This window comes from Mycobacterium sp. pUA109, from assembly GCF_041287095.1.
Lineage (GTDB): Bacteria > Actinomycetota > Actinomycetes > Mycobacteriales > Mycobacteriaceae > Mycobacterium.
This window is the reverse complement of record NZ_JBGGKS010000010.1, coordinates 50,428-63,625: the sequence shown is the minus strand read 5'-3', so window position 1 is coordinate 63,625 and position 13,198 is coordinate 50,428. Positions and strand designations below refer to the sequence as shown.

Here is a 13,198-nt window from a genome sequence, read left to right as displayed (position 1 = left end):
GATACGCAGAAAGCCCATGCGTGCGTAGCGTTTTGGATCACCATGATCAGGCGCGTGTCACACCCGGTTGCCGAACCCGACCAGATGGGTCGCCGGCGCCACCATGGCACCCGCCGGCACGACGCAACACGGCCAGACCGCGTGCGGCAACGGCACCACCACGAGGTTCCATATACGATCACCGTGTGCCGAGCAGAAACGGCGTCTCCAAGACGAGGACAGAAGCCGACACTGGACGATCACCGCACCCACTCCCGGATGCGCCGCTCAGCTCGGCCCAAAAGAGCCTGTTGCTGGTTGAGGCGCTGGCCGACGCGGGACGACCACTGGGGGTCAGCGAGCTCGCGCAACGAGTCAACGGTTCACGCGGGACGGTACACAAACAACTGGCCGGGCTGGTCACCTCCGGCTGGGTCGAGCAGGGGCAGGATGGTCGCTACGGGCTGACCCTGAAGCTGACCCGGCTCGGTAACGCCGCACTTCAGCAGGCGGGGCTGGGTCAACGCATCCACACGTTCCTCGAGCAGATCGCCGCGCGTGCGCACGAGACCGTGTCGGTCGCAGCGCTTGCCGACGACGCCGCGGTGATCATCCAACGCGCGGAGTGCCGCCAAGCGCTCTATGCCGATATTCGAGTCGGCACACGCATGGCGCTGGACGCGAGCTCCTCCGGGCTGGTGCTGGCGGCGTTCGCCCTAAACAAGGCCGAGCGCGACGCCCTGCGCAGCCGCGGCATCGCGTTGGCTTCCGAGTCCAAGCTGGCCCGGGTCAGGCAGGCCGGGTTCGTCTACACGGCCGACAAGGTCACCCCGGGGATCTCGGCGGTGTCGATGCCGCTGTACGATTCGCTGCGCTTCCACACCGTCTCACTCAACATCGCTGGCCCCACCGACCGACTCGACCCCGCAGCGGCCGAACCCGTGTTGCGCGAGGGCCGCGACCTGATTGTCCGGGCGATTTCCGGCGACCCGACCGGCGCCTGGTCGGCTACCGCGTTTCCGCCATCGGGATAGCGGCAGCACCAACTCGTTTCGGTGCCAGCGCGATCACGACAAACGCCACCCCCGGGGCCAACGCACCGGCGGCGAAACCGAACTCGCCCGTTGCCTGATACAGCGGTACCCAGATGGCGGGGGCCAGTGCGCCGCCGAAAAACTGGAACGACAGGGCCAGCGAAGCCGCGCCGCCCCGGTTGGTCGGCGCACTGGTGACCGCGAGGCTGTTGATGACGGAACGCAACCCGGTGACCGCGATTCCGGTCAGCGCGATGCCCAACGCGAGCGCGGCGACCGTCGCCGAGAAGGCGGCGATCAGGACCCCGGTGGCTAGGGCGGCGTTCATGGCGAGCCCAAGTATCCGCGGGCCGATACGGTCCAGCACTCCGCCCAGTGGTCCGGCGCAGGCCAGGCCGGCGACTCCGAACGCGGCACCGACCAGGCCCCGTTGGGTCGGCCCGAGGTCGAATACCTGCTGCGCGCGTAAGCTGCCCAGCACCGTAAGCCCGACCGCAGCGAGGTAGCACAGGAAGGACAACGCGCACGCGAGTGCCAGGCGTTTTGTCTTGAGGGCGCGCCACGACGCCCGCCCGGACGCTCGACGCACCACCGCCGCTTCGCCCGGCGGCAACACGACAAGCAGCAACGCCAGCGCCGAGGGGAACGCGAACGCCAAACGCCAGTCCAGCGCCGAGAACACCCCGGTGACCAGTGGGCTGAATGCCTGGCCCGCCGCTTGCATCGCGGCGAACCACCCCAGCGCTTTGCCGAGCCGGTGATTTGGCACCAGGTCACCGATGGCCGCGACCAGCAGCGGCGTGGTGAACGCGTTCGTCGCACCTTGTACGGCACGTCCGGCCAGGAACCACGCCATGTCGGGGGCCAGCGCGCACCAGATGCTGGCCAGGACGAACAGCACCAGCGAAACCTGGATGGTGCGTCCGCGGCCCCAGCGTTCGGCGACCGTGCCCGACACCAGCATGAGCCCGGCGAACGGCAGCATGTAGGCGGTAACGGCGCCGGCAGCGGCTTGCTCCGTGCCGCCAAGCCCGCGGGCAACCTCGTGGATCATCGGAGTGACCATGGTGCTGCCGAACGGGCCCAGGAACCCGCCGGCATACACCGGCCATACCCGCGCGTGGACGCCTGTGGACGTGGCCTCGGAAGAGGCAGTCACCCCGTCAGGTGGTGATCAGGTTACTGACGATCTGGTTGAAGCGGGAGTCGTCCTGGATCAGCCCCCAGCCGACCATCCAATCGTAGGTGCGCTGGAACTGGTCTTGCGGGTAAGGCTCCTGGGGCACGAATCGGAACCGGCCCAGCGGGAAGTCGTCGGGGTGCAGTTCGCCGAGCTCCGGTGGGACTTCAGCGATCAGGTGGTGCAGGTAGGGGCGTAGATCCTCGTTGAGCTTGACCACGGCCCGGTTCACCGCGCGGCCGATCGCCTCATAGGTCTCGGTGTCAAGGTCAGGGCTGGCCACCTCGGATCCGATGTAGAACGCCTCGGACAACACCTTGTAGCCCTGCTTCTCCGCGAGGGTCACCCATGGCTCCATCAACGCCGCGGCCGCAATGCGTCCGTCACGCAGCGCCTCGAATCGTAGTTGTGGCCCGCCGAGGTGGACCACCTTGATCTCCTCCCGCGGCAGGAACCCTTCCAGCATCTGCAGGGCCACATAGTGCGAGCCGTGATGGAAGTTGACCGCAACGTCCTTGTTCGCCAGGTCCGAAAGATGGACCTCGGGGGCGTCCGGGGCCACCACGATGGCCTGACCGGCGACCGCGGCGCGCTTGCTCACGATCCTGCCGCCGATCGTGCTGTCGTGCGATCGGCGAATTTGGCCCCATTCGCACGCGCGGTACAGGGTCGCTTCGCCGCTTTCGAAGTGGGACTTGGTGGCGCCGAATGCACTGAGCAGTTCGTGGTTGTCCAGGTAGGTGACGGCTGCCTGCTCCTTGGGCACGAAGGTGACATCGAGGCCCTCCTCGGCGAAGTAGCCCTCGTCCTTCGCCACGAGTTGCGGCAGCGAAAACACCAGTGCCAGCAGTTCCATGGTGATTGGGGTCGACATTATGAATGCACCTTTCTATGGGTTGGGAAACTCAGATGAGGTTGGCGATGATGCGCCGGCTGGCTTCGAAGAGCGCCGGATCTTCCGGCGAGCGGGGCCGGGGCAGGTTGATGACATATTCCTGGGTGATGACGGCTGGGCGGCCGGACAGCACAATCACCCGGTCGGCGAGCAGCACCGCCTCCAGCGGATTGTGGGTCACCAGCAGACCCGACAGCGGCTGCCGCAGCCACAAATTCTGCAGCAGGAGACGCAGACGGCGTCCGGTAATCTCGTCGAGCGCGCTGAACGGCTCGTCGAGCAGCATCAGGTCCGGCCGCACCGCGAACGCGCGAGCGACGGCCACCCGCTGGCGTTGGCCACCGGACAGCAGCGAGGGAAACGTGTCCGCGTAGTCACCGAGCCCGACCGATTCCAGGATCGTGTCCACCTCGCCGGTATCTAAGGCGGCCGCCTCCACGGCGAGTTCGACGTTCTTACGCACCGATACCCAGTCCAGCAATCGCGGCTGCTGGAACACCACACCGAGACGCGGCGGCCCGCCCGTCGTGTGTACCGAGCCAGCATCGGGTTTTTCCAGCCCGGCGACCAGATGTAGCAGGGTGGTCTTGCCGGTACCCGACGCGCCGACCACCGCGACGAACTCGCCGTTCTGCACGGTCAGCGAGAACTCCCGGAAGACGTGCTCGGTCGCGAAGCTTTTGGCGACCGAGTCCAGCACCACCGCTGTGCTCATACCGCGCTGAGCTTCCGCCAGCGGGTGAAGTACCGCTCCAGGCCCTGCAGGACGCCGTATTCCAGAAGCGCCATGACCAAGGCGAACAGCATCGTCCAGCTCAGCACGCCGGCGACGTCCTGTGCGGCGAAATCGTTGTTGAGTTCATAGCCGACACCGCTGGACATCCCGAAGACCTCGACCAGCACAATCACCTTCCAGGACAAGGAAAGTCCGATTCGGGCGCCGGAAAACAGCGCCGGCTGGATCGCGGGCAACCATAGGTAGCGCAGCCGGCGCCGCATCGGGAACCGGTAGATGTACGCCATCTCCACCAGTTCCGCGGACATCGACGCGACACCTTGGTAGACGCTCAGCGTCAGCGCCGGCGCCGACGATAACGCCACCGCGATCACCGGATTCGCCAGACCGACGCCGAACCAGATCACACACAGCAGTGCCCAAATCAAACTTGGCACGGTAAGCCCGAGCAGCACAGCGGGTTCGAAAAACCGACGGGCCTTGATGTTGCGCCCCATCCCGATCCCGACAACGAGCGACACGATGAACGCGAGCGCGAAGCCGAGAGCCACCCGTAGCAGGGTGGCCCCCAAGGCCGGCAGGAAGCGCCCTCCCGACACGGTGTTGACCAACGCCTCGACGATCGCGGGCAGACCAGGTACCAGCACACTGTTCAGTCGAACGGCCATGATCTGCCAGCCCGCGGCCAGCAGCACCACGAAAAGCGTGGGTGGCCACACGGTCGCCAGCCAGCCGCGGCGGGCGCGGCGCACCCGCTGTTCCGGCGTCGCCTTCCGGACGGCCTGCGGCGGCGGCGCTTCGATGTCGACGGTCATGAGGTCAGCTTCGAGTAAACCGGCGCGGTCGGCGCCTTTGGCAGCAGACCGTGCTGCACGGCGGCCGCGATTTGGGTGTCCATACTCGTTGCCGCGGCCTGGCCCCACTCGACCGGATAGATGTCGACCAGCCGCTGCGGCAAGAGCTTGATCGCCTCCTTCTCGGTGGGCGGGATTCCGTAGTAGCCGGCCAGCTCCGCGAGGATCTGCGGCTGCTCGCGGATCTTGTGATGGGCATCCAACCGGAGTTTCTGCAGCGCCGCGGCGAGGTCGGGGTTGCTGTTCACCCAGTCCAACCGCGCCCCCTGCCCGTTGAGCAGCAACGGCTCCGAATGCCCGGTGCCTTGCCGCCACAATTCGTCCACGGTGGCCAGTTGCCGCGCTCCGCGGGCCACCAGCCGGGTGGCGTTGGGCTCAATGGTGACGATGCCTTCGACGTCACCGCGGTCGAACAGCGCCAGCCCCGCCAACACCGCGCCCTGGTGGATCTCGTATTCCTTGTTGAACTCGATCCCGTTGACGGCCGCGGCCAGCTGCGCCGAGCGGTAGGCATCACTGTTGTTGGGTGGCGTCGCGATGCGCTTACCCCGCAGATCGGCAGGAGTTCGGTACGGACTGTTGGCTGGCACCAGCCACCGCACATGATTGTTCAGGCCGGTAGTGAATACCGTCAGCGCGGCGCCCGCGTTGTTCGCCACGACGGCGCCGATCGGGCCCATGCTGGCGTTGTCCAGCGCGCCGGACAGCAGCTTGTTCTGCACGTCGCCCGGTCCTGTTCCGGCCACATAGGTCAGCGACAGCGAATCGAGCAGTCCATACCGCTCGGAGATCGGCCGGATCACCGCACCGGCGGTCCCCTTCTGGGTATCTTCGATCCTGGCCCGCTTCTCGCCCGCCGCACCGTCCGACCCGCACGATGCCAGTATGGCGCCCAGTCCGAGCCCACCTAGGCCAACGACACCGGCGCGCAGCACCCCGCGGCGGCTAAGCATCCTGTCCGACACCCGCATATCTCCTTGTGCTCTCCACGCTTCTACACCGCGCACCGAGCAGGTCTTGATACTGAAATCCAAGCGGGTAGCCCATTTTCAGAGATTTCCCCTTAGCCCTTCAGCCGACACCGTAGGAGTGCTCATTACGCCCGTCAACGGTCGCTTGTGTCTGACACCGCCCCGAAGCAGCGGTTCTCCACGGGGGATCTCACTGCTGTGCAGCGCTTCGAACCTCATCGAAATCGGTAGCGGTGGATTTACTTCCCGCTGAGTTAAACCATCCGTCGGCGATCAGGGGTCACGCTTTCGCAGGCCACCGAATCAGCCCGTCCCGCAGTTGTTTAGACGGGAACGGCAAGCACCACGACGCCCAGCATCGTCAACGGCTCGTTGCGCAGCTTGCGCCAATCGATCGCAGCGGCACCCGACCGGCCCGTTTGTGCCCGTCATCCCGGAAACGCCGCAGGCGCAGGTAGTTCGAAAGATCAGGACTCCGATTCGCCCGTGCATCGAGGACGCCTTTCGGACGCGGTGCGGGAGCGCGAATTGGCCACCCGTAGGTCCCTCGGCTGGACGGCAGCGGTATTTCCCGCTAGTTTTATGCGTATGCGTCCTGGCAATAGCGTTTCCTATACAGAGACAGATACCGATGGAGCTGCGCGGACAGCCGGGCAGACCGGCCTGGCATCATTGGCGCCGCCCTGATGCCCTTCACTGACACGGCGCCGATGCACAGCGGCCGCGCAAAGCCAAGCTGGATCAGCATGCTGAGCGCCGAAGCGGCAAAGCGCCGGGCGTAGTAGCGCTCGTGCTGGACCGAATTACCCTGTTATACAGTAATTGTCGCCATCCTCATCGCGAACTCCTCCTCACCTCTTCGTGATATGACACAGTTCAGGAGTCGGACGTCAGCATGGGTCCGGTGGATGGTCGACTATCCTTGCAGAGGAACGCATTTGGACGCCCTCAGGCCAGTGTCCATGCTATGGACAAGGCGGAAGTGGTGATCTCTAGCCGGCCACGCTGAGGATGTGGCCTGGTTCGCGCATCGTGGCATCGATGACGGGAGCGACCCCCTCGTCGCCCCAGTGCATTTCGCAGCTTTACCTTGGCGATCTAGCCGCAGCCCTCGGCACAGCGCGGTTTTCACTTCTCAATCCCCCCTCCACGCCCCCTTGGCTTTTCACCATCGCAGCATGTTTTGTCGCAAGTAACCGTCTGACGTTGCGGCAGCGCGTATTACGCGCCTCGTATATCGACTCGACACGGCGCGACCCATTCATGGAGGGCCACTACGTGGCCTCGCCGCCGGCGATAGTGATCTGATTACCCTGGGCGACTAGTCTTTTTGTCCGGGAGCGCCCTACACGACACCGCACCGAGAAGGTCTTCCATACCCGTTGCGGTCCGCTGGCGGAATAACTTCCGAGTTTCATCCGCGCTGATTTCTGCAGAAATCACACCGTAACGCCAGTACAGCGAGTTGCAGTCAGATTTGGCCGGGGCCTAATCCAACCGCGCCAGCCGCGTCATGTGCCACCATCATCTCTTATGACCTCGTCAGTCCTTATGCCCGCCAACGGCAGTCGCGTTGCCGATCACGCGTCGGCCTCGGCGCTTGAGGCACCGGCCGCAGGCGATAGATGATGCTCGATCTGCGTCGCATGATGCTGCTCAGCGATCTCGCCGACCTGGGTACGGTCACCGCCGTCGCGGAGCGCCGCAATATCACACGCTCCGCCGTGTCACAACAACTGCGGATGCTGGAGGAGGAGTCCGCGGCGATCTTGTTCCGTCGAGACGGGCGGACGCTGGGACTCACCCGCAGCGGCCAAGTCCTCGCCGAACACGTCCGCCGCATCCTGATCGCGGTCGACGAAGCCATGAGCGCGGTGGCCGAGACCCGCGATCGGGTCGCGGGACAGGTCGCGGTCGCGACCTTCAACATGGGCCTTGCGACACTGGCCGCACCCATGGTGCGCCGCCTGAGGCTCGAGCAGCCTGACCTGCGCGTGCAGGTGCAGCAAGAGCGGAGCCGCGACGCGTTACGCCTGCTACGCCAGGGGGAGGTCGACGTCGCGATCACGTGCCACTACGACTTCTTCGGGCAGGAGTCGTCCGGCGGACTGGCCACCGATCCGCTGCTGTTCGAACCGCTTGTTCTGCTGGCGCCACCGGACACCCACCACGCGATCCGCGATCATGGGCTGGCGGCGCTGGCCGATGCGCCCTGGGTGACCGGCCCGCACGACTCCGGGCTTGGGGTCGCGGTGATGCGCGCCGGCGAAAGCGCCGGTTTCACCCCGCAGATCAAACACCGCCTGATCGGCCCCCCGAACATCTGCCATCTGGCCGCGACCGAGGTCGCCTCGGCGATCGTGCCGCGACTGTCGGTCCCCGCGAGCCTGACGGGACTGATCGTCCCCGACGTCAAGCTCGGTGTCCGCACCATCAGCGCCGTCGTTCGCAGCGCCCGGCAACGCGACCCGAACATCAGGCTGGTCCTGCGCACGTTGCGGACAATCGCCGCCGAGGCGCAACCGGAGTGAACCACGGAACTAAACGGGTGGGACGGCAGGTACTGGGCGGGACCGCCGCCGCAACTTCGGCTCGACAAGACATGCCCCTAGGTTCAGCGTGAGCACAACGATGGGCACCAGACCACCACGGCCGTAACTTTATTCAAGTTTGTCTGCTTCAACCCGGCGAGGATCCAACGTGACTCTGCGGCTCGATCGAGTATCCGGAACCCGAGCACGTGCCTCGGTCGCCGACGATGCGCCCAAGGAGTCCGCAGCGGGCCGGCCCAGCGCCGAGACTACCCGTCTGGGTGGGCCATTCGTCCCGCAGCGGGTACGCCGCGCTTTCCGACAGTCGGTGGGGCTGGCCGTGGTTATCGTAGTTTGGCAACTGGGCGCCCGGTCCTGGCTCGGCACCACCACCCCGGCACCCACCGAGGTTGTCCACGCGGGATGGGAGCTGGCCCGGACCGGTGAGCTATGGACCCATCTCGCCGCCTCCACGCGCCGGGTCGCCCTTGGCCTGGCTATCGGGATTACGGTCGGCGTCATCCTTGGGGCCGCGGCTGGGCTGCTGCGGGTCGCCGAGGATCTCATTAACGCGCCGGTCCAGGCACTTCGGATGATGCCCGCGGTAGCGTTGGTGCCGGTATTCATCATCTGGTTCGGCATCGACGACAAATTCAAGATAGCGCTCATCCTGGTGGCGCCGATTTTTCCGATGTATCTGCACGTGCTCTCCGGGATCCGCGGTGTGGACCAGCGACTGGTTGAAGCCGCCGTGTCGCTGGATCTGTCTCGCTGGGAGCTGATCCGCTACGTCATGCTGCCCGGGGCGCTGCCGCAGATACTCGTCGGACTGCGGCAGGCGCTGGGTATCGGCTGGCTGGTCCTGGTCGTGGCCGAGATGCAGACGACCCCCGTTGGCTTGGGGTTCCTGATGAACGACGCGAAGGAGTATCTGCGTACCGACCAGATTTTCTTGGTGCTGGTCATCTATGCGGTGCTCGGCCTATTCACCGACTTGTTCGTGCGTGGGCTGGACAAGCGGTTCCTTTCCTGGCGCAACGGATTCGAGGGGCAATGAGCATCGCCGCACAATCCCTGCCGGACGGCCGGCCCCGGGTGCGCGGGCCCGAGCGTGGCGGCACACCGGTGCGGGTGGTCGGCGCTGGCCGTCGGTTTGACGACCGCCAGGTCCTCCACGACGTGCACCTCGTCCTCGAGCCCGGGGAGTTCGTCGCGCTGCTCGGGGCCAGCGGATCAGGAAAGAGCACACTTTTGCGCGGTATCGGCGGTCTCGACGCCGGTTTCACGGGCACCATCGAGGCGTCTACCGCCACCGCGATCGTGTTCCAGGAGCATCGCCTGCTGCCCTGGACGTCGGTGTGGCGCAACGTTGCCCTGGGATTGCGCGGCGAGCGTCCCCATGAACGAGCCCTCGCCGCACTCGACGAGGTAGGGCTGGCCGCCAAGGCCGACGCCTGGCCGACAACGCTATCCGGCGGAGAGTCGCAACGCGTGGCGTTGGCCCGCGCGCTGGTGCGTGAACCCGAACTGCTGCTTCTCGATGAACCGTTCGGTGCGCTGGACGCGCTCACCAGAATCCATGCCCAAGCCCTGGTGGCCCGGCTCTGGCAACGACACCAGACGACGACCTTGCTGGTGACCCATGACGTCGAAGAGGCCCTGCTGCTCGCCGGGCGTGTCCTGATCCTGCGCGACGGCCGCATCGCCGAGGAAACCCGGGTCGGCATCGACCGACCACGGTCGGTCACCGACGCCCACTTCGTCGCCCTCCGCATGCGGCTGCTGTCAATGCTGGGGGTCGGCGAGCAGCCCCACCAATCACCGCAAGCACCTGTGGCTGACTGACCCGCGACCAGGAAAGAGCATTCACATGACCGACGAACTCGCCCTAAGCACCGACGTCTTGATCATCGGTGGAGGACCGGCGGCCGCATGGGCCGCCATCGGCGCGCGGGATAACGGGGCCGATGTGATCATGGTGGACAAGGGCTACTGCGGGACGTCCGGTGCCAGCGCCTCCGCCGGCACCGGGGTGTGGTACATCGCCCCTGACCCGGCCAAGCGGGCCGCCGCCAAGGCGAGCCGGGAGACGCTCGGCGGCAACCTCGCCGACCACGCGTGGATGGATCGCGTGCTGGACCAAACCTATACGAATATGCACCGGCTGGGCGCCGAAGGCCGGTACCCGTTCCCCATCGACGCCACGACCGGCGAGCCGATCCGCACGGGGGTGCAGGGACCGGAATATATGCGGCGGATGCGGGCCTGGGTGCAGCGTCGCGGCGTCCGGATCCTCGACCACGCACCGGCACTGGAACTGCTCGTCGCCTCCGACGGTTCCGTCGGCGGTGCGGCCGGATATCAGCGCCAGTCCGGCCAGAACTACCGGATCACCGCCGCCGCGGTGGTGCTGGCGACCGGCGGCTGCGCGTTTTTGTCCGGAGCCCTCGGCACCAACGTCGATACCGGCGATGGCGCGCTGATGGCGGCCGAGGTCGGTGCCCACTTCTCCGGGATGGAGTTCGCCAACGCCTACGCGATCGCACCCAAGGGGACAACTATCACCAAGACCGCGTACTACGCCTACGCCACCTTTTACCACGCCGACGGCCGCGTCGTGGAGGGCGCCGGATCGCGCAAGGGACGGTCCGTGATTGCACGGACCCTGTTAAACGAGAAGGTGTACGCCCAAATCGACCGCGCCGACGCGGCAGTGGCCGCACAGATGCGCCGGGGACAGCCCAATTTCTTCCTGCCGTTCGACCGCCGCGGCATCGACCCGTTCACCCAACGATTCGAGGTGGACCTCCTCGCCGAAGGCACCGTGCGCGGCACCGGCGGCATCAACCTGGTCGACGATCACTGCTCGACCGGGATCCAGGGACTCTACGCTGCCGGTGATGCGGCCACCCGGGAACGGATCTGTGGCGGCTTCACCGGTGGCGGCAGCCACAACTCCGCCTGGGCGATGTCGTCGGGCACCTTTGCCGGCACCGCCGCGGCCCGCCACGCCCTGGCCTCAGGCCGTCGCGCGGCCCACGAACTGCACGGCGCCGGCCGGGTCGGGTTAGGCAACGGATCTGGCGCACCGGGTCCTGACGAGGTGGTGCGCACCGCTCAGCGGCAACTGCTGCCGTTCGAGAAGAACTACCTGCGCCATGGCGATCGAATGCGGGTCGCGCTGGGGCAACTCGACGACGTGTGGAACGTACTCGCCGACAGCGGGTTCGGGGCTCGGGACCAGGCCGGCCGGCTGCTGGCCCGTCAAGCCGCCGCCATCACCGCCGTGGGACGGTGGATCTACTCGTCGGCATTGACCCGTACCGAGTCGCGCGGGATGAGCAAGCGGGACGACTACCCGTACCAGGACGACTCCCAGCGGGAGCATCTGCACGCCGGCGGTCTCGACCGGGTGTGGGTTCGACGCGCGCCGGCCTCGTCGTGGTCGACACCGGTGAAGCCCGGCGCCGCATGATCGAGATCGTCATCGCCGAGGCATGCATAGGATGCGATAAATGTGTCGAGGCCTGCCCGACCAACGTATTCGACAGCACAGCGAGCGGGATACCCCTCATTGCGCGGCAGTCGGACTGCCAAACCTGTTTCATGTGCGAGGCGTACTGCCCGACCGACGCGCTCTATGTCAGTCCCGAGTCCGCCCCACTGCAGCTCGACAACTACCAGCCACCCAACGGCGTGATCGGAAGCTACCGGGCCCGCATCGGATGGGGGAAAGGCCGGCAGCCGGGTAGCCGCACCGCGGTCGGACCCGAACTGCCGCAGGGTGACCCGCCGCCCCGTGTCGACACCCGCAGCGCACCGCACTGAGGAGAGGCCCATGTTTTCGACCGCCGTCAGGCGCCACCATGGCGGCCGGCTCGCCGGGTTGCTGATCGGGTTGGCCATCCTGATCACGGTGAGCGGATGCGGAGACGATCATCGCGGCACCGTCAGTCGCGGCCCGATCGACACCCTCCGTATCGGCTTGATCGGATCCGGCAACATCCTCACCGGCCCGATCGGGCTGGCCAATCAACGTGGCGAGCTCATCAAGGCGTTGAAACCGTTGGGAGTCAACTCGGTCGAGGTGTTCAGCTTTCCCAACGGGCCAGACCTCAACCAGGCGTTGATCGGCGGACGCCTCGATGTCGCCAGCTATGGGGACACGCCGGCGCTGGTCGCCCGGGGCAGTGGACTCAACACCCGGTTGCTCGCCATCAACCGGTTCAACCTCGATGCGGGTGTGGTGGCCAAAGCCCCGTCGATCAGATCGCTCGCCGACCTGTCGGGTAAACGCATCGCCGTGCAGAAGGGCTCCTACATCGACCGCTATCTGCAAGGGGCGCTGCAGGAGCGCAACATCTCCGCCACGCTGATCCACCTGTATACCCAGGATCAGGAGGCGCCGCTCAGTTCCGGTGACATCGACGCCGCGGCGGTCCCCGACACGCTGCCTGCTGCTTCGTTGCAAACGTTCCAGCGCAAGGGATTCCATTTGGTCGATTCGGTGCGTCGCGACCATATCGGACTCGCCGGCACGAGCCTGACGGTGTCCAGTGCGGAATTCCTGTCGGCGCATCCCGAATTCGGTGCGGCCTGGCAGCGGCTAGAGGCAGAGTCCGCCCGATATGCCAGGACGCACTGGACCGACTATCTGAACTTCGAGATCGGCAATTCGAAGGCACCAGCGGATGCGGTCCGCGCAGCGGCGAACCCGGACAGCTTCGCCGAAGAGCCGTTTCCGGACGCAGGATTGTCGCTGCTTAAGGGCACGAAGAAATTCCTCGCTGATCAGGGGAACCTGAAGCGCGATTTCTCGCTCGACGACTGGATGTACCACGGCGAAAACCGGACCTGAGCATCCCTGAGAAAGACCGGCGCGGTGTACGCTGCGCCGGTCATTCGGTGCGCGCCTAGGCCATCACCGTCGACGTCCCACGGCCCGAGATCAGGGCCCACTCGAGAAAACCTTCCCAAGGATGCGCAACGCGGCCACAAATCCGGGTATGGTTCAGCTG

12 protein-coding genes are annotated in these 13,198 nt (G+C 66.2%); 7 read left to right on the top strand and 5 right to left on the bottom strand.

Annotation, left to right across the window (positions count from 1 at the left end; genetic code table 11):
* Positions 1 to 20: 20 nt before the first annotated feature.
* Positions 21 to 1,013 (top strand): IclR family transcriptional regulator, encoded by a 993-nt coding sequence (locus ACAG26_RS13245; protein ID WP_370482871.1) that lies wholly within the window; start codon positions 21 to 23, stop codon positions 1,011 to 1,013.
* Here ACAG26_RS13245 and ACAG26_RS13240 read toward each other — a convergent pair.
* The 5 genes from ACAG26_RS13240 to ACAG26_RS13220 all read right to left on the bottom strand — a co-directional run bounded on the left by ACAG26_RS13240 (position 988) and on the right by ACAG26_RS13220 (position 5,643).
* Positions 988 to 2,172, bottom strand: a complete 1,185-nt coding sequence (locus tag ACAG26_RS13240) for an MFS transporter (RefSeq protein ID WP_370482869.1) — start codon at positions 2,170 to 2,172, stop codon at positions 988 to 990. The genes ACAG26_RS13245 and ACAG26_RS13240 overlap by 26 nt on opposite strands.
* A 4-nt stretch (positions 2,173 to 2,176) precedes the next feature.
* A complete protein-coding gene (locus ACAG26_RS13235; RefSeq protein WP_370482867.1) occupies positions 2,177 to 3,067 on the bottom strand; it encodes an ABC transporter substrate-binding protein in 891 nt (296 codons plus the stop codon).
* A gap of 31 nt (positions 3,068 to 3,098) precedes the next feature.
* Positions 3,099 to 3,803: an ABC transporter ATP-binding protein gene (locus ACAG26_RS13230; RefSeq protein WP_370482865.1), complete on the bottom strand. Its 705-nt coding sequence runs from the start codon at positions 3,801 to 3,803 to the stop codon at positions 3,099 to 3,101.
* Positions 3,800 to 4,519 carry an ABC transporter permease gene (locus ACAG26_RS13225; RefSeq protein ID WP_370482863.1) on the bottom strand — a complete coding sequence of 240 codons (720 nt, stop codon included), beginning with the start codon at positions 4,517 to 4,519 and terminating at the stop codon, positions 3,800 to 3,802. Before ACAG26_RS13225 ends, ACAG26_RS13230 begins: the two co-directional genes overlap by 4 nt.
* Before the next feature lie 116 nt (positions 4,520 to 4,635).
* A complete protein-coding gene (locus tag ACAG26_RS13220; RefSeq protein WP_370482861.1) occupies positions 4,636 to 5,643 on the bottom strand; it encodes an ABC transporter substrate-binding protein in 1,008 nt (335 codons plus the stop codon).
* A 1,631-nt stretch (positions 5,644 to 7,274) separates the two neighbouring features.
* On the opposite strand from ACAG26_RS13220, the gene ACAG26_RS13215 reads away from it, so the two are divergent.
* The 6 genes from ACAG26_RS13215 to ACAG26_RS13190 all read left to right on the top strand — a co-directional run bounded on the left by ACAG26_RS13215 (position 7,275) and on the right by ACAG26_RS13190 (position 13,038).
* On the top strand, positions 7,275 to 8,180 hold the full coding sequence (locus tag ACAG26_RS13215) for a LysR family transcriptional regulator (protein ID WP_370482859.1): 906 nt from the start codon (positions 7,275 to 7,277) through the stop codon (positions 8,178 to 8,180).
* A gap of 328 nt (positions 8,181 to 8,508) precedes the next feature.
* Positions 8,509 to 9,237 carry an ABC transporter permease gene (locus tag ACAG26_RS13210; RefSeq protein WP_370482857.1) on the top strand — a complete coding sequence of 243 codons (729 nt, stop codon included), beginning with the start codon at positions 8,509 to 8,511 and terminating at the stop codon, positions 9,235 to 9,237.
* A complete protein-coding gene (locus tag ACAG26_RS13205) occupies positions 9,234 to 10,025 on the top strand; it encodes an ABC transporter ATP-binding protein (RefSeq protein ID WP_370482855.1) in 792 nt (263 codons plus the stop codon). Before ACAG26_RS13210 ends, ACAG26_RS13205 begins: the two co-directional genes overlap by 4 nt.
* 25 nt (positions 10,026 to 10,050) lie before the next feature.
* Positions 10,051 to 11,655 (top strand): FAD-binding protein, encoded by a 1,605-nt coding sequence (locus ACAG26_RS13200; protein ID WP_370482854.1) that lies wholly within the window; start codon positions 10,051 to 10,053, stop codon positions 11,653 to 11,655.
* Complete coding sequence (locus tag ACAG26_RS13195; protein WP_370482852.1) at positions 11,652 to 12,008, top strand: 4Fe-4S binding protein; 357 nt, start codon at positions 11,652 to 11,654, stop codon at positions 12,006 to 12,008. Before ACAG26_RS13200 ends, ACAG26_RS13195 begins: the two co-directional genes overlap by 4 nt.
* Before the next feature lie 10 nt (positions 12,009 to 12,018).
* Positions 12,019 to 13,038 carry an ABC transporter substrate-binding protein gene (locus ACAG26_RS13190; protein ID WP_370482849.1) on the top strand — a complete coding sequence of 340 codons (1,020 nt, stop codon included), beginning with the start codon at positions 12,019 to 12,021 and terminating at the stop codon, positions 13,036 to 13,038.
* Positions 13,039 to 13,198: the final 160 nt, after the last annotated feature.

What these genes read in the sequence shown, in the direction of transcription:
- ACAG26_RS13205 (WP_370482855.1), top strand. Translation starts at nt 9,234, where the DNA reads ATGAGCATCGCCGCACAATCCCTGCCGGACGGCCGGCCCCGGGTGCGC.
- ACAG26_RS13230 (WP_370482865.1), bottom strand. Translation starts at nt 3,803, where the DNA reads ATGAGCACAGCGGTGGTGCTGGACTCGGTCGCCAAAAGCTTCGCGACC.
- ACAG26_RS13200 (WP_370482854.1), top strand. Translation starts at nt 10,051, where the DNA reads ATGACCGACGAACTCGCCCTAAGCACCGACGTCTTGATCATCGGTGGA.
- ACAG26_RS13215 (WP_370482859.1), top strand. Translation starts at nt 7,275, where the DNA reads ATGATGCTCGATCTGCGTCGCATGATGCTGCTCAGCGATCTCGCCGAC.
- ACAG26_RS13190 (WP_370482849.1), top strand. Translation starts at nt 12,019, where the DNA reads ATGTTTTCGACCGCCGTCAGGCGCCACCATGGCGGCCGGCTCGCCGGG.
- ACAG26_RS13235 (WP_370482867.1), bottom strand. Translation starts at nt 3,067, where the DNA reads ATGTCGACCCCAATCACCATGGAACTGCTGGCACTGGTGTTTTCGCTG.
- ACAG26_RS13195 (WP_370482852.1), top strand. Translation starts at nt 11,652, where the DNA reads ATGATCGAGATCGTCATCGCCGAGGCATGCATAGGATGCGATAAATGT.